General features: G+C 52.7%; 13 protein-coding genes. 10 read left to right on the plus strand and 3 right to left on the minus strand.

The window, feature by feature from the left end:
• Positions 1 to 102 precede the first annotated feature (102 nt).
• Positions 103 to 1,656, minus strand: coding sequence for a DUF5723 family protein (locus tag L0Y31_RS14645; protein ID WP_234733823.1), 1,554 nt, complete (start codon positions 1,654 to 1,656; stop codon positions 103 to 105).
• 237 nt (positions 1,657 to 1,893) lie between these two features.
• Here L0Y31_RS14645 and L0Y31_RS14650 point away from each other — a divergent pair, with 237 nt between their 5' ends.
• From L0Y31_RS14650 to L0Y31_RS14670, 5 genes are all read left to right on the plus strand, one after another.
• The gene (locus L0Y31_RS14650; RefSeq protein WP_407084036.1) at positions 1,894 to 3,381 is read left to right on the plus strand and encodes a circularly permuted type 2 ATP-grasp protein; all 1,488 of its coding nucleotides are present in this window, start codon (positions 1,894 to 1,896) and stop codon (positions 3,379 to 3,381) included.
• Between the two features lie 70 nt (positions 3,382 to 3,451).
• The gene (locus L0Y31_RS14655; protein WP_234733824.1) at positions 3,452 to 4,447 is read left to right on the plus strand and encodes a glycosyltransferase family 2 protein; all 996 of its coding nucleotides are present in this window, start codon (positions 3,452 to 3,454) and stop codon (positions 4,445 to 4,447) included.
• Positions 4,448 to 4,573: 126 nt separating this feature from the next.
• The gene (locus tag L0Y31_RS14660; protein ID WP_234733825.1) at positions 4,574 to 7,438 is read left to right on the plus strand and encodes a T9SS type B sorting domain-containing protein; all 2,865 of its coding nucleotides are present in this window, start codon (positions 4,574 to 4,576) and stop codon (positions 7,436 to 7,438) included.
• 254 nt (positions 7,439 to 7,692) lie between these two features.
• Positions 7,693 to 8,823: a glycosyltransferase gene (locus L0Y31_RS14665; protein ID WP_234733826.1), complete on the plus strand. Its 1,131-nt coding sequence runs from the start codon at positions 7,693 to 7,695 to the stop codon at positions 8,821 to 8,823.
• A gap of 5 nt (positions 8,824 to 8,828) precedes the next feature.
• The gene (locus L0Y31_RS14670; protein WP_234733827.1) at positions 8,829 to 9,062 is read left to right on the plus strand and encodes a hypothetical protein; all 234 of its coding nucleotides are present in this window, start codon (positions 8,829 to 8,831) and stop codon (positions 9,060 to 9,062) included.
• Positions 9,063 to 9,161: 99 nt separating this feature from the next.
• Here L0Y31_RS14670 and L0Y31_RS14675 read toward each other — a convergent pair whose 3' ends face one another.
• Both L0Y31_RS14675 and lysA read right to left on the minus strand, forming a co-directional pair.
• Positions 9,162 to 9,875, minus strand: a complete 714-nt coding sequence (locus L0Y31_RS14675; RefSeq protein ID WP_234733828.1) for a YebC/PmpR family DNA-binding transcriptional regulator — start codon at positions 9,873 to 9,875, stop codon at positions 9,162 to 9,164.
• Positions 9,876 to 9,899: 24 nt separating this feature from the next.
• Complete coding sequence (gene lysA, locus L0Y31_RS14680) at positions 9,900 to 11,153, minus strand: diaminopimelate decarboxylase (protein WP_234733829.1); 1,254 nt, start codon at positions 11,151 to 11,153, stop codon at positions 9,900 to 9,902.
• Between the two features lie 181 nt (positions 11,154 to 11,334).
• On the opposite strand from lysA, the gene L0Y31_RS14685 reads away from it, so the two are divergent.
• From L0Y31_RS14685 to L0Y31_RS14705, 5 genes are all read left to right on the plus strand, one after another.
• Positions 11,335 to 11,883: an RNA polymerase sigma factor gene (locus L0Y31_RS14685; protein WP_234733830.1), complete on the plus strand. Its 549-nt coding sequence runs from the start codon at positions 11,335 to 11,337 to the stop codon at positions 11,881 to 11,883.
• Positions 11,880 to 12,716: an anti-sigma factor gene (locus L0Y31_RS14690; protein ID WP_234733831.1), complete on the plus strand. Its 837-nt coding sequence runs from the start codon at positions 11,880 to 11,882 to the stop codon at positions 12,714 to 12,716. The genes L0Y31_RS14685 and L0Y31_RS14690 overlap by 4 nt, the downstream gene beginning before the upstream one ends.
• Positions 12,717 to 12,814: 98 nt before the next feature.
• Complete coding sequence (msrB, locus tag L0Y31_RS14695; RefSeq protein ID WP_234733832.1) at positions 12,815 to 13,312, plus strand: peptide-methionine (R)-S-oxide reductase MsrB; 498 nt, start codon at positions 12,815 to 12,817, stop codon at positions 13,310 to 13,312.
• 212 nt (positions 13,313 to 13,524) lie between these two features.
• On the plus strand, positions 13,525 to 16,080 hold the full coding sequence (locus L0Y31_RS14700) for a penicillin-binding protein 1A (RefSeq protein ID WP_234733833.1): 2,556 nt from the start codon (positions 13,525 to 13,527) through the stop codon (positions 16,078 to 16,080).
• A 123-nt stretch (positions 16,081 to 16,203) separates the two neighbouring features.
• Entirely contained in the window at positions 16,204 to 16,542 is a 339-nt protein-coding gene (locus L0Y31_RS14705; RefSeq protein WP_234733834.1) for a hypothetical protein, read from the plus strand.
• The last annotated feature ends 28 nt before the right edge of the window (positions 16,543 to 16,570 follow it).

Raw genomic sequence — 16,570 nt, forward strand, 5'->3', positions numbered from 1 at the left:
CCGAAACTGAGTTCATGTTCCGTGGGCTGGAGGTCATTTTTCGGGAGCAGGAAGCAAAACCAAGCAGCAGCAGGGCATAAATCAGGTATTTCATAACGACAGTTAGTTTTTTCGTCTAAAGATATTCCAAAAACTTTTCTTTCCATTGGGATCCCAGCACGGATTGGGGTCGCCGGGTGCTTTTCGGTAAAGCGGAATTCCCGCCCCGGCATACACGCTGACCCCGCGTGGGTTGCCCAGATTGATCAGACCACCCAGATGGTCGGTGCCGACAAAAACAGGGCCCAGGCGAGCGGCCAGACCCACCGTCAGCATCGAATAATTGGATTGCAGCAGCACGGGCATCGACACTTCCAGCCAGCGGCTTTCCCAGCGGGGCACCACGCCAACCATAGAAGGCGTTTGCATGGCCTTCGACCGAACGCCAGCCAGGCTGTGCGTCCACAAACCACTGACGTAAAGCCGGTTGGTTGCCTGGTAGTCGATGCTCAGGTTTAAGGCCGTTGGCAAACCCGCCCGATAATTTGTTCCGCGTGCGGATTCCGGTACGCCCGTAAAATTAACCAGTCGCTCGCCGGCTTCGTCGCTGCTCTTGATGTTATTGAAGTAACCCTGCGTGAGCCGCCGGTTGCGTACATCGACCTCATACTGGTTGACATAAGCGGGATTTTTGTAGCGGATAGCTCCAAAATCCAGCAGTGCGGCTGAAATGCGGTATTTGTATTTGTTCACGGAACCGTCGCTGTGGTTGCCGGTCCGATCCCGGTAGCGGTACCGGCGGGCGTTGGGGCGGTACTCATAAACAATTCCCAGATCAAGGCCCCAGCCGCCACCAGCCGATTGGTTGCCCAGCAGCCAGCCGGGGCTAGGGCTGGCGTTTTCGAAGGCTTCCTGCGAGGTGTAGCCCACCGCTCCCCGGATGGTCGGAAAATCCAGGGCCGTAAAGCCGCGTCGTTGCGGGTCGCGAATAAGAGTATGGGTTGCTTCGTCGACGTGGATATGGGCGTTGTAGAGACCAACGACGCGTTTTAGCGTAACCCCCGCTTTCCAGAAATCTTCGCCGTTATCGACCAGGACTTTTCCGAGTGTGGCCGCTAATTCGGCATAGGCGTTGCCGTTGACGTATCCCTGCTGGCTGGTGCTGCCCTGGTTGAGCAGCTGCGCCACTTGAGGCGAATAATGCAGCACGCGGGCAAACTCTTCGGATGTTTTCCGAAACGAAACCCCGCTCCGCACGCGCGTTGTGAGGCCAAGCCCCCATTCTTCATTGAGGTTAATCAGCAGGGAAGGGCCACGCAGGTCCGCCCCGGTGGTGAGCTGTTTGAGCCGTCCGTTCAGGCGTTCCTGCAGGTAACTCTTGCTCCACCGCACCTGGCCCCGCTCATTGCGGTATTGATTGGGAATCGTGTTGGTAGCAAAAGACAGAAAAGAAAAGGGCGCGTTCCAACTCAGAAAGCTATTGTTGAGGTAGGCATCGACCGTAGCCAGATTGACGTAGACCTTAAACCGGGAGTCGGCAGCCTGGGCTGGATTCTGGTAAAGCGCATTGGTCCCGGCGTAGTTGCTCGAACTGATTCCAGATAGGTATTGGCCAGACACCGTTTGCGCTGCCACAAGCCATACAACCAACAGCATCAGCCAAGCCTTCAAAATCATGGGTTTAGAGATCAGGGGTAGGAGCGACAAAGATAGCCGAAGAAAGGGCAAAGCAAAGAATCCGCAGAACAACTCTATCCAGTGGGTGAAAATCGAGTGGAATAGTAAGCTTTCGATATATTCTATGAACAATACAGGAATATAGAGGGATTATAGCTGATATTTGTGCTATTTGCCATATCTTATTTTGGTAAAGAACTTTATTGGCGTATAATTTTTGCTAAATCATTACCCGCGATGCAATTTCAGGGACAATTTCAAGGTGGTAATTTACAGCAGCAGACGCAGGGAGCGGCTACATTTTCATTTAGTGCGTATCAAACGGAAGCTTTTTTTGACGAAATGTTTACGGCCGACGGCCAGGTACGCTCTGGATACGACGTGCTTCGGCAACGGGTCGAGCAGCTGTCGTCGGAAGAGTTGATGAGTCGGCAGCACGCGGCGGAACGGGCGCTGATGTCGATGGGAATTACCTTTAATGTGTATTCAGAAGGGGAGGGGACGGAGCGGATTATGCCGATTGACATCATTCCGCGCATCATTGCTGCCGCCGAATGGAGACGCCTCGAACAAGGGTTAATTCAGCGCATTACGGCGATCAATATGTTCATCGACGACGTGTATAATGAACAGCACATTCTGAATGACGGCGTTGTTCCCCGCGATCTGATCGAATCGAGCAAAAGCTTCTTGCCACCCTGCCTGGGCCTGAAACCACCCAAAGGAATCTGGTGCCACATTACGGGAACCGATTTAATTCGGGGCGATGATGGCCAGTTCATGGTCCTGGAAGACAACCTGCGTTGCCCGTCGGGGGTGTCCTACATGCTCGAAAACCGGGAACTGCTAAAACAGACCTTTCCGGAAGTACTGGCCCGCACGGGGGTGCAGCCCATTTCGGATTATCCGACGCGGCTGCTGCAAATGCTCCAGCACATTGCCGGCCGACCCGACCCTACGGTGGTGGTGCTGACGCCGGGGATTTACAACTCGGCTTATTTTGAGCATTCCTACCTGGCCCAGCAGATGGGCGTGGAACTGGTCGATGCTCGTGACCTGGTTGTTTCGGGGGGATATGTGAAAATGCGGACCACCAAAGGTTTTCAGACGGTGGATGTGATTTACCGCCGCCTCGACGATACGTTTCTGGATCCGGAAGTCTTCAATCCGGATTCGATGCTGGGGGTTCCGGGTATTTTTGAGGTTTATAAAAAAGGGCGCGTTGCGCTGGCCAATGCGCCGGGCACGGGCGTGGCCGATGATAAAGTGATTTATGCGTATGTGCCCCGCATCATCAAATATTACCTTAACGAAGAGCCAATCATCCCGAATGTGAAAACGTACATTTGCCGGGAAGAAGAAGATTGCAAATACGTGCTGGAAAATATCGCGGACCTGGTGGTCAAGGAAGCCAACGAAGCGGGCGGGTACGGCATGCTCATCGGTCCCCAGGCTACCAAAGCCGATCACGCCGTATTCCGGCAGAAAATCCGCGAAAATCCGCGCAATTACATTGCCCAGCCGACCATCTCCCTGTCACGGGTGCCGTGCCTGATTGGCGACCACGCCGAAGGACGACACGTCGATTTACGACCTTATATTCTTTACGGCGACAGCATCAACGTAATTCCGGGTGGTCTGACGCGGGTGGCGTTGCGGAAAGGATCGCTGGTGGTGAATTCCTCGCAGGGCGGCGGCGGAAAAGATACGTGGGTCTTGTATTAAAGTCGCAAGCGGAGAGAAGGAACGAGGCTTTCCTTTTCTCCTTTCTTTCTTTTAGCCTATTTTTGCGGGCATGCAGCCATTGCCCCCCATTGATTTATCCATCCTGATTGTTAATTACAAGACACCAAAATTGATTGTTGATTGTCTGACGTCAATTCGGGAATATACCCAAGGTGTTCATTACGAGGTTATTGTTGTTGATAACGATTCCGGCGATAACAGCAAAGAAATCGTCTTAGAAGCCTTTCCGGAGGTGCGCTGGCTGGAAATGGGATACAACGCCGGTTTTGCCCGCGCCAACAACAAAGGCATCGACGCCGCCCGTGGACGGCTCATCTTACTGCTTAATTCCGATACTTTACTGATCGATAATGTCCTGAAGCGGTGCGTTACGCTGCTGGATACCCAACCCGATGTGGCGGCGGTCAGCCCCATGCAAATCAATCGGGCGGGGAAAGTGCATTACGATGCCCACAACGGCTTTAATCAGATTCGGAAATTCTTCTTTGTATTGCCTCCGACTCCTTTTTTCGACCGATTGCTTGAATTTTTCATGCCGGAGCGGAAGTATGACGATCCCAACCAGGTGGACTGGCTCCCCGGCTCGTTTGTAATGACGCGGCGTACGGTCATCGAAAAGGCGGGTAAGCTGGATCCCGATTTTTTCATGTATGGCGAAGACATTGAGTGGGGCTGGCGGCTTTGGAAACAAGGCCGGATTCTGCTCTTGCGGGACGCGTATTATGTCCACCTGGAATACGGCAGCTCGCCGGAATACCAGCAAGCCCAGATGACGTGGATCAACCGCTTCAAGCCCCAGTTGCAGATGTCCTGTCTGCTTTGGGTCCGAAAATCCTACGGCGTGGGGGCGTACCTGGTCCTCATTCTGCATTACCTGAGCATGGTGCCGGTTATTTTTGTCTGGAAAATGATCATCAACATCCGAAAAGGGAGAGGTCCTTTCTCGGAACTTCATAATCAGAAGGAGTTTACGCGGAAAATTGGCTCTTTTCTACGCTTTTTCTGGCCAACATTGCTAAAGAAACCAGGATTTTATAAGCTATAAGCAGGTTTATGTCTATATTGATTCCGACATCATTGAAATGTGCCTCTCCAACGTACAGTTCGGGCGGATTTGCATACAAAACCTATTCTTCTGTTCGTTGTTGACTATACAGAACTAATCCTGCGTATGAAAGCAAATTATTTACTTGGCCTCCTAAGTCTGTGTTGTTTGTTAATTCTGTCCGTTACAGATGTTCAGGCAACGCACGTACGGGCGGGTGAGATAACAACCCGGCGTATCTCCAATAATAATACGTACGAAATAACAATTACGCTTTATTATGACGAGAACCGAGGAAAAACCGCCGCCGATCAGCAAAATGATATTGATATCTGTTTTGGGGTAGGGAATGAAGTCGGCCGTGCCCCCCGGGTTGCTCGCCGGTTCATCAATCCCAACACCACCATTAACATCTACCGGATTAATTACACCTACCCGGGTCCGGGAACGTATAACATCATCACTACCATTACGAACCGGAACGAAGGGACCCGGAATATTCCCAATTCAATCAATACCAGCTTTGAATTGCGGACGACGATTCTGGTGAATGCTTCGCTGGGGCTGAACAGCACCCCCGTCATGCTCAACCCGCCCCTGGACTCCGCCCGCGTGGGCCAGAAGTTTTGCCACAACCCCGCCGCCTACGATGCCGACGGCGATAGCCTTTCCTACCGACTCTGGACCCCGGCCGGACGCATTGGACCCGATAACTTTTGCCGTCCTCAACTCGTTTTAGGGTATTCCCGTCCCGAACTCATCGGGGGCAATCCCCGGACCGAGGCCGGCACCGCCCCGGCTACCCTGACGGTGGACCCCCTCACCGGCGACGTCTGCTGGGACGCCCCCGCCGAACGGGGCCAGTACAACATCGCCTTCATCGTAGAAGAATACCGCAACGGCATCAAAATCGGCGAGATCGTCCGCGACATGCAGATCATCGTCGTCGATGGCACCAACAAACGACCCGAGCTGCGGGTGCCCCAAGACCTCTGCGTGGAGGCGGGCACCCTGATTAACCAGCCCATCACGGCCACCGACCCCGATGGCAACCGCATCGAGCTGACCTACTACGGGGGGCCCTTCAACAGAGGCCCCGACGGCCAGCCCCTGGCCCTGGTGGCCCCGGCGGCGGCCACCCTGACGCCCCCCGGGGGCATCGTCAACGCGCCCCTGACGGCCAACTTCCGCTGGCAGACCAACTGCGCCCACATCCGCGATGAGCCCTACGACGTGATCCTGCGGGTGGTGGACTACCCCCGCAACCAGACCCAGCTGGCCACGCTGGCTTCGTTTCAGATCCGCATCTACGCCCCCGGCCCCCAGAACCTCACCGCCCAGGCGGGCACCAGCCCGGGGGGGCGGTCGATTGTTTTGAACTGGGGGGCCTACAACTGCGCCCTGCCCGGGGCCCAGATGCGGGTCTACCGCCGGGAAGGCTGCGAGGCGTTGCCCCTGGACCCCTGCACCAACGGGGGCGAGGCCCTGGTGGCGGGGGGCTACACCCTGGTGGGGCAGGTGCCCATCACCCAGACGAGCTTCACCGACAACCAGAACCTGCGGCGGGGGGCTCAGTACAGCTACCGCCTGGTGGCCGTGTTTGAACGCCCCCGGGGGGGCGCCAGCGTGGCCTCGGCCCAGGCCTGCGTGAGCCTGCCCCTGCAGACGCCGCTGATGACCCACGTCACGGTGGACACCACCAGCACCACGGGGGGTCGGATCACCGTGCGCTGGACGCGTCCCATCGGGGTGAACCCCCAGGACCTGGGGGGGCCTTTCCAGTACCGGCTCTACCGGGCCACGGGGCTGGCGGGCACCGACTTTAGCCTGATTCAGACCCGACCGACGAGCCTGGCGGTGGGGGCGGGGGACACCGTGTTTGTGGACCGGGGCCTGAACACGGAGGCCAACGCCTACCGCTACCGGGTGGAGTTTCTCTTCACCGAGGCGAGCACGGGCCAGCTCACGGTGCTGGACGTGAGCGAGGCGGCCAGCAGCGTGCGCCTGTCGGCGGTGGGCCAGAGCGGGGCCATCGCACTCGCCTGGCAGGCGTCCACGCCCTGGAGCAACGACAACCAGACGCACCGCATCTTCCGCAGCCAGCGGGGCCCCAACGGCCCCTTCAACGAGATCGCCCGGGTGGCCGTGACGGGTGGGGGGAGCTACCGCTTTACCGACACGGGGGCCGACCAGGTGCTGGCTGACGGGAATGTGAGCGTGCGTTTGTCGGTTGACAGCAGCTACTGCTACCGGGTGCTGACCGTCGGTCGGTACGTGAGTCCGGCGGTGAACCTGCCGCTATTGGAGAACTACTCGCAGGGGATTTGTGCCTCGCCCATCGACACGACGCGTCCCTGCGCGCCGGTGCTGCGGCTGGACTCCCTGGCCTGCGGGTCTTTGAGTGCCGAGTCGGGCTGCAACCAGAGTGAGTTCATCAACAACCTGAGCTGGCAGGTGGGCAGCGGTTCGGGCTGCGATTTGCGGATTGCGCGCTACGAGGTGTACTACAGCCGCTACCGGGAGGACAGCACGGCGAGTTTGCTGGGGAGTGTGGCGGCGCCCGAGCAGGTGTACGCCCACCGGAAGGGGGACGGTTACGGGGGCTGTTACTCCGTGCGGGCGGTGACCCGGAGCGGGGTGGCCAGCGCGGCCTCGAACCGGGTGTGTCAGGAGGGTTGTCCCTGGTTTGCCTTGCCGAACGTGTTCACCCCCAACGGGGACGGCAAGAACGACGTATTTCAGGCGCTGGCTTGTCCGCGTCAGGTGGAAGAGGTTGTTTTTGTGGTCTACAACCGGTACGGCTCGAAGGTGTACGAGAGCCGGGGGGGCGAAGTAAGCTGGGACGGTCGCAGCAGCGGGGGTCAGGCGTTGTCGTCGGGTTTGTACTACTACGAGGCCAATGTGCTTTTCAGCGGCTCGAGCCGGGTGGGCAGCCGGGAGTCGGTCAAGGGCTGGGTGCAGCTCATCCGGGAAGGCACCACCATGCGATAGATAAATAATGAAAAGCAATCGACTGGAACGCTTGGAACGTTCCAGTCGATTGCTTTTTTAACTCTTCGCGCGATTTCCTGGTTAAAAAGTAATTGTTTAGTCAGTATCCTTATCTTTGCCGGATGTTACTTTTGTGGGCAATACGCATACATAGGATTTAATTTTTGCGAAATATTAATTGTAGCTGATACTATCCCTGAAGCTGTTTGATAACAAGGTGATTAGTTAATTAAAGGGAAAAGCCACCCATTTTTATGAAGATTTTATTTGTCAGTCCAGCCGCTGATCGGTCAGGATCGGTAACTACCATTCTGAATTACATGCAGTATGCGCCGACTGGAAAGCACGAGTTTGGTTTTTTTAGCCGTTTAGAAGGGAAAGTACCTAGTTATCCGGAAGTGCCTGCTTTTAAAGAGTATACGGGGGGGTATTCGTATCGGTACTTGTATAATTTATCCGAAGCGATTTACAAAGGGTTTACCAAACGGACTTTCCACGCCGACGCGCTGGTAAAAGCCCACCAGGAATTTAAGCCTGACTTGTGGTACATCAATACCATTGCCATGCCTGATTATGCCCGGCTGGCCGTAAAGTTGGGGGTTCCTTACGTCGTACACGTGCATGAATTGCCGCAGGAATACGATTTTCAGTCGTACGATGATTTTCAGTTTATGCTGGACAACGCCCTGGTGCGTCTTTGCGCTTCTGAAACAGTCGTGGAAAACCTGGCAGATATGGGCTACGAAGCCGTCGTTATGCACGGACTGATTAACGTGGAAAATGTAAAAACCAAGCAGGATCGGATGGAGTTACGCCGTGAACTGGGTATTCCGACCAATGCATTTGTCTGGTTGATGTCCGGAGCCTGGTCACCACGCAAGGGCTTTGACATTATGCCTCAGTTATTGAAGCATTTACCCAAAGATACCTATTTCATCTGGATGGGTTCGGCCCGCAAAACAGCCTATACGTATTACACCGAACGCTACGTTAAAACGTACCACCAGAATGTTATTTTCCTGACTGAACAGGCGGATCGGTACTTCGATTATTTCAATTGCTGCGATGGCTTTGCTTTGACGTCCCGCGAAGATTCTTACCCGATTGTTATGCGGGAGGCGGCAATATTAGGCAAACCCATTGTCGGTTTTAATTCGGGGGGCATCATGGAGTTTGTGAAGGAAGGCATGGGTGAGTTTGTCGAAGGATTCAACATTGCCGAAATGGCAGCGGCGATGCACCGGGTCATGACGGGTGAAACGCCAGTAAACGTGCAAGCCCTCAAGACGGCCATTACGACAGAATTAATGCATAAACAAGGGAAACGCTGGTCGGATGTGCTGGAAAAAGCCATGAATCCCGCCCCCGTAGCGTCGTTGGTTTAAAACCTATGTGGCATTTCATCATTAAGCAGGACGCGTTAACCCCTGGTCTTTACCAGCACTTGCAGAAGCTAGCGGTGTTGACGGAAGTGGAGCTTTTCAACGAACCTTACGAAAACGTTTGTCTTTTTTCGGTCGAAGAATACGCTTCTTTTGTCGACGAGTTGGATTTGTCAGGCCTTCGGTATGAGGCGCTGACGGAACGACCGACGCGGGATGAATTACGAAATCTTCTTTTTTGAGTTCGGGCTTCCTGCCGGTTGTCAAAGATGCTTTTGGACCTTACTATATAAAAAAAGCCAGCGTTCTACCCGCTGGCTTTTTTATTTGGTCACTCCGAATTAGCGCATGTTGTGATAGACGTTCTGCACGTCGTCATCCTCTTCAATTTTCTCAAGCAGCTTTTCTACTTCGGCAATTTCTTCCTCGGTCAGCTCTTTAAAGTCGTTGGCAATGCGCTCAAATTCAGCTTGTTTTATTTCAAAGCCTTTCTCCTCCAGAAACTTCTGAATGGCACCGAAGGCGGTGAAGTCTCCGTAAATAATGAGATCACCGGTTTCTTCATCAAGCACCAGTTCATCCGCGCCGTAGTCGATCATTTCCAGCTCAAGTTCTTCGGGGTCAATGCCATTGGCGGCAATTCGGAAGACTGATTTCCGGTCAAACATGAAGTCGAGCATACCCGATATACCCAGTGATCCGCCGTATTTGTTAAAATAACTACGAATGTTGGCTACTGTCCGGTTATGATTGTCCGTGGCCGTTTCAATAACAAAAGCGATGCCGTGGGGGCCGTATCCTTCGTAGGTGATTTCTTTGTAATCTTCCTGGTCTTTGGATGAAGCCTTTTTAATGGCCCGTTCTACGTTTTCCTTCGGCATGTTGGCCGCCTTGGCGTTCTGGATGATCGCCCGGAGACGGCCATTGGATTCGGGATCAGGTCCGCCGCTTTTTACGGCTAAGACAATGTCTTTTCCAATCCGGGTGAAAGTTTTTGCCATCATCCCCCACCGCTTAAATTTTCTGGCTTTGCGGTATTCAAACGCGCGTCCCATACTGTGTCCTCTGCGTTTAAGAAATTACTTATTAACGATTACTTCTTCAAATTCCATGATCACCTGGGTCGCCAGCAAGTCCTCGAACGTTTCGCGGCGGCGGATCAGATACGGTTTGCCTTCGTAGACCAGCACTTCGGCGGGCCGGAAGCGAGCGTTGTAGTTTGAGCTCATGCTAAAACCGTAGGCACCGGCATTTTTAAACGCCAGTACATCACCGGGGCGCACTTCGTTAAGGCGGCGGTCGGTCCCGAAGGTGTCCGTTTCACAAATATAACCAACAACGGTGTAGGTCTGTAGGCTTCCGTTGGGGTTCGATAAATTAATGATGTCGTGGTAGGCGTCGTACATCATCGGACGAATCAGGTGGTTGAGGCCAGAATCAACGCCAACAAACGTTCGGGTTGGGTTTTGCTTAACCACGTTAACCGACACCGCTAAAAACCCACTTTCACTAACCAGAAATTTACCGGGCTCAAACCATAATTCCAGCTCGCGACCGTACTGACGGCAGAAATGCTGAAAGGCTACGGATACTTTCTGACCTAGCTCATCGATATCGGTGATGTGATCGCCTTCTTTGTAAGCTACTTTGAAGCCGCTGCCAAAGTCCAGAAATTGCAACTGGGGGTAATCGCTGGCTAATTCGAACAAGACTTCGGCCCCTTTCAGGAAGGTGTTGGCGTCCTTGAAATCAGAGCCCGTGTGGACGTGCAAACCGACAATTGGGATGTTATACTGCTTTACAACGGCCAGCATCTGATCGCGTTGCAGAATCGAAATGCCAAATTTGGAATCCGCGTGGCCCGTCGAAATTTTGATGTTACCGCCTTCGGCAATGTGCGGATTAATGCGAATGCAAACCGGCACCTGACTGCCGTACGTCTGGCCCAGCCACTCAAGCAGGGGCAGGCTATCGGCGTTGATCTGCAACCCCGCTTCAATGGCCTCCTGAATTTCGGCAGTCGCATTGCCGCTGGGCGTAAACATAATCTGTTGCGGTTCGTAGCCAGCCAGTTTTCCCAGTTGGGCTTCGTTAAAGGAAACCACGTCGAGGTCAACGCCCTGGCTCCGCATCAGCTTCAGAATCGAAATATTGGTGAGCGATTTGGCGGCATATTTAATCTTGAGATTAACCCCGTGAAAAGCGGAGCGGAGCCTCCCAATCTTTTCAATAATCTTGTCGGCGTCGTAGATGTAGAGCGGCGAACCGAAGGTTTCGGTCATGGCTACTACATCGACACCCTGAATCTGATAACGATTATGCTGCAACTGCATGAAAAAAATCCGTCAATTAAGGCAACAAATATACGCTACTCTATCCGATTCTTGCCCGGTGGCGCATTTTTTTGTGTATTAGGGAGCAAGAATTAGGAGAAAGTTAGACATATCGGCTTTTTTTTCGTTTATATTTGAACGGACTCACCGGGTATTCAATATCTCTATCCGGATTGTTACCTTGAAACATTCTCAGTTGCCAATTTCCGAAGATCGATTAGTCGAACAACTCCAGCGGCGGGAGGAGCAGGCTTTTCATTTGCTGTACGATCAGTATAGCCCAGCTTTGTATGGCGTAATTTCCCGCATCATACGGGATGAAGAAGCTGCTCGCGACGTATTGCAGGATGCATTCGTTAAGATCTGGCGTAACTTTCCCAACTACGACAGTAAAAAAGGCCGTTTGTTTACCTGGTTGCTGAATGTAGCCCGGAATACGGCTATTGATGCCCTTCGAACAAGTCATTCTACCGAATCAATCCAAAATGAGTCGGGTCTCGTATATACAATTGATCAGCAACACAATACGAATCAGCCCAACTCCGATCTGATCGATATTCCGGATAAAGTGAATCAGTTAAAACCTGATCGTCAGGAAGTCATTGATCTGGTCTATTTTAAAGGGTACACTCATGAAGAAGCGGCCGAGCGTTTGAACTTGCCTTTGGGTACGGTAAAAACCCGTGTCCGATCCGCTTTACAAGACTTGAAGAAGTTGTTTAACCCATGAATATTAACGATTACATAGCATCGGGCATCTTGGAGGAATATGTGCTGGGGACAGTCAATCCGCAGGAAAAGCGGGAAGTTGAGTGTTTGTCTGGTATTTATCCCGAAATAAAGCAAGAGCTAGATGCTTTGTCGGTAGCACTGGAACAATATGCTTTGACATTGCGGCGCGAACCACCCGCCGACGTAAAAAACAAATTATTAAAAAGCCTGGATTTTACGCCCCAAGAGCAGGAGACTACCGCCGAAGAAGACGCCCAGTCCGTAGTACCGGTTCGGGAATTAATTCCATTGGAACGTCCCGCCTTCCGGGGGACCTGGATCGCAGCGGCGTCGATTGGCCTTCTTTTCTTGTTTTTTTCCATCTATCTATATTCTCAACTTCGCACGAACCAGCAGACCATGGCGATGATGCGGGATTCTGCTCGGTTATTTCAGGAAGATATCCGGTTGCTCCGGGAATCAGAAAAGCGGACGGAGCAGACACTGGCCGTTGCTAAACAGCCGGGAACGCGGGTCATTCAGCTCGATCCGGTGGGTAAAGGCCAGAAAGGACCCGTCATGCTCTTTTGGAACAGCCAGACCGGCGAGGTGCGGCTGGAAGTTGATTCACTGGTGCGGCCACCCGAATACATGCAGTACCAGCTATGGGCTATTGTGGACGGCAAACCGGTTGACGCGGGCGTTTTCGACATTCAGGATTGGCTGCACATTGTCCAGACCCAGAAAAAATTCGCCCGGGCTGAGGCTTTCGCCATTACCGTTGAGAAACGCGGGGGCAATCCTACTCCAACCATGGAAACCATGGTTGTCATGGGCAAAACAAATGCCTGATTTTGAATGAATCAGTGCTGTTTTTTGTTAATTAATTAGGCCCAGAAGCCTGATTAACTCGTGAATTCTACACCTTTAATTTGCTCAGTAACGCATCTATGAAGAAGTCAATGAATGGATTGGCGGCCTTTTTGCTGGCGGCTGTAGTTATCTTTATGGCGTTTACCTGGTCGAAAAGCCAGCAGGAACCTCGCCCGACCCGAAAATGGCAGGTGTCTAAACCCGACGCCGAATGGAAAAAGATTCTGACCAAAGAGCAGTACTATATTTTGCGCGAGCGAGGTACTGAAATGGCTTATTCCAGCCCCCTGAACAAAAACAAAGCAGCCGGAGATTACCGGTGTGCCGCCTGCAAAACGCCGCTTTTCAGTTCCGCGGCCAAGTTTGAGTCGGGAACCGGCTGGCCGAGTTTCTACCAGCCCATCAACAAGAAAAATGTCGTTAATTTTACGGATCAAACGCACGGCATGGTACGTACTGAAGTCGTGTGCGGAATTTGTGGAGGGCACCTGGGTCATGTATTTAACGATGGGCCCGAGCCGACCGGCCTGCGCTATTGCCTCAATGGGGATGCGTTGGAGTTTGCCAAAAAATAAGGCCGGCCAGGTGTTTCGTTGCGGAAGCTTCCGCGTGGAGGATTGGAAATGGCGAATGATAAATAGACTTTTTAAACGGCCGATTCATGTCATGAATCGGCTTTTTTGTATCAAATAGCGGCGAAAATCCGTTATCTTTGAAGCTACGCAAGCAGGGGAGCTTTTGCTTTCCGGGTTGTGGTCTATCCTAATTAACTGACAACAAAACACGCATGAGTGAAATCGGGGAATGGCTTCGTGCCTTCCGGAGAGCTATTGGAGGCTTTTTTAGCCGCATCGGCACCGGGATTTCGGGCCTGGTGTATCGCTTGATGGCGGCTATTGCCGGACAGGAACGGGTCGATTCATGGATAGGGTCCTACCGCTCTGTCCGCCAGCGCGTACGAAATTGGACGGCGGAGAAATTCGATACCCAATCGCCTTATTTCAAACCTATCTGGAAGCTATGGAAAGTCTTCCTGTATGGCATTGCGTTTGCCATCTTCTATATTTTCTCTATTGAAACCAATTTCCTGTATCTGGGTGGCGAAATGCCCAGCGTCGAGGAGCTAGCAGACCCCAAAGTAGCGCAGTCATCCGAGATTTACTCGTACGACAAAGTTCTGATTGGTAAGTTCTTCACCGAGAATCGGACGCCCATCCAGTACAAAGATTTACCGAAGCATTTGATTGACGCGCTGATCGCTACGGAAGATGTCCGGTTCTATCAGCACTCGGGCATCGATACGCGCAGTATTGGCCGGGCGGTTTATGGAGTTTTGACCGGCAACAGCGCCGGGGGCGGCAGTACGATTACGCAGCAGCTCGCCAAAAATTTATTCAAGACCCGCCGCAAACAGTCCCGCGGGCTGCTTTATAACATTCCGCTCGTCCGTACCTTGATCATTAAGACGAAAGAATGGCTGATGGCCATTAAACTAGAGCGGAATTTTACGAAAAATGAAATCCTGACCATGTACTTTAACACGGTCGATTTTGGCAGCAATGCGTACGGGATCAAAACGGCGGCCCGAACCTATTTTCGGAAAGCAACCGATAGCCTGAGTGTGCAGGAGTCCGCCGTTTTGGTAGGTTTACAAAAAGCCACGACGACTTATAACCCGCTGATAAACAAAGAGAAATCACGTTCACGCCGGAATGTAGTACTGGGCCAGATGGCCAAATACAACTATTTGACAGCCCATCAGGCCGATTCCATCAGCGCGCTTCCGCTGCGTACCCGCTATACGTCGGATAACCCGTACTCGGGACCGGCCAATTACTTTAAAAATGCCGTGGTGGCGTTTGTAGAGAAATGGGGAGAAGAAAACGGATACAATTTATATACGGATGGATTGAAGGTGTATACCACCGTCGATTCCCGGATACAGACGTACGCGGAAGATGCGGTTTCGGAAAAAATGAAGCAGCTGCAGCGCACGTTTGACAACCACTGGAAAGGCCGCAGCCCGTGGACCGACGAAAAGGGGCAGGAAATTCCGGATTTTATCGATAAGGTGGCGCAACGCACAGAACGGTATAAGTCCCTGCAACAGCGCTTCCCGAATGAGCCGGATTCCGTGCGCTATTACCTGTACGAAAAGAAAGACAGCATGACCGTCTTTTCGTGGAAAGGCCCCCAAAAGATGTACATGACGCCCATCGACTCCATTAAATATTACAAGCGGTTCTTGCAGGCCGGGATGGTCGCGATGGATCCGAAATCGGGTTTTATCAAAGCGTGGGTAGGCGGCTTGGACTATGAATTTTTTAAATACGACCACGTTAAACAGGGAAAACGCCAGCCAGGCTCGACGTTCAAACCGTTCGTGTACACTACGGTTATTGACGATTCGACCATTAACATGGGCCCCTGCGACCGGATTCAGGACAAGCCTTTTGAGGCCCGCTATACGGAAAACGGCGAGGAAAAAGTCTGGAAGCCCAAAAACTCGGTGGGTTATTTTTCGTATTCCAACATGACCTTACGCCGCGCGATGGCACGTTCGGTCAACTCCATTACGGCGCAACTAACCAATGAGGTAGCTTCTCCGCAGGAAGTGGTGCAATATGCGCATCGCATGGGAATTAAAAGCAAGCTGGCGGCCGTTCCATCGGTGGGTCTGGGTTCTTCGGATGTGTCTCTTTATGAGATGGTTGCGGCCTACTGCACGTTTGCTAACCGAGGGGTTTACACGGAACCGTTACTGGTTACTCGCATTGAAGACCGTACGGGAAAAGTCATTGAAGAATTTGTGCCGGAACGAAAACAGGCTATCCGCGAAGAGTCGGCTTTTTTGATGCTGCACATGCTGAGAGGAGGGTTGGAAGAATCGGGTGGAACATCCCAGAATCTCTGGTCGTACAACCTGTTTAAGAACCGGAATGAAATTGGCGGTAAGACCGGGACCACCTCAAATAACTCCGATGGTTGGTTTATTGGCGTTTCGCGGGATCTAGTCGTTGGTGCCTGGGTGGGAGGGGATGACCGAAGTATTCACTTCCGATCTACGGACTTGGGCGAGGGGGCCAAAACGGCGCTGCCGCTGGTGGGCCGATTCTTGGAAAAAGTCTACGAAGATAAATCGGTGGGCGTATTCCAGGGGCCGTTTGGAAAACCGACCATTACCATTACTAAGAATTACCTCAATTGCGGCCCGAACGACGATGATGAGCGAGAGGAAGATGATTCCGATTCGACGGATATGGAAGGCTACCCCGGCGACTCGCTCTTTTTACCGCCCACTCCACCAACAGAACAGGCCGACACCACGCAGGCTCCTGAGTAGCAGCGTCACAAAAAAGCCGCCTCGTAAAGAGGCGGCTTTTTTGTGGACTATCAATTTGCGTTAAACAGTCCGTAGCGAATTGCGTTTTATTAAGATACTTGTTTTTCACAAACCACAACAGCTATGGACCCGTCTAAAAATCCTAACCTGCACCCACTGAGCGCCGTACCATCGGGTATGGATCACGATCCAAAAGCGGACGAAGAAATCATTGACCAGACCCGGCCTGATGATCAGACCAATAAGGACGAAACCGAACTAAAGCCATCGGAGCCAGTCGGACGGATTCCTTCCCAAACGGCGGATGATCCAACGCAGGATACGGATTTAAGCACGAAGATCGCTTATGCCCTCGACGGGACAGAATTTTCACCCGCGGAGGCAGAACCCGGCCACAAAACAAAGACCGAAGGCATTACCGGCGCATCGTTAGCAGAAGAAGAAGCGAACCTAAAGCGCTAAGGCGTGCGTTTTGCGTTACCTTTGCAAG

This window comes from Tellurirhabdus bombi (assembly GCF_021484805.1).
Lineage (GTDB): Bacteria > Bacteroidota > Bacteroidia > Cytophagales > Spirosomataceae > Tellurirhabdus > Tellurirhabdus bombi.